Here is a 242-nt window from a genome sequence, read left to right as displayed (position 1 = left end):
CTGGTCGCGCGGCGCGCGGCGCAACTCGCCGGCGAGCTCGTGCTCGGCGTCGTGCACGGCGTGCAGCCGGTGGGCGGTGCGCCGGTGGTGTATCGGCGCTTTCGTGCCGGCACCGAAACGGGGGGCTTCTGGGACATCGAGGGCCGGATCGTGGCGCGCATCATCGGCGCCGACGCGGCGGCGATCACCTGCGTGATGGCCAACGCCCCGGGGCCGCTCGAACTGCTGCCGACCAAGCACTA

1 protein-coding gene is annotated in these 242 nt (G+C 73.6%); it reads left to right on the top strand.

The genetic code is table 11. From position 1 onward, the window contains the following. The coding region (locus tag AC3A35_RS27995) for a hypothetical protein (protein ID WP_487439822.1) at window positions 1-242 on the top strand (242 nt) is incomplete at both ends.

It is taken from the genome of Azoarcus sp. Soil_N_20 (assembly GCF_057656155.1).
Note: the sequence above shows the minus strand (reverse complement) of the source record. Positions and strands in the feature narration are given on the sequence as shown.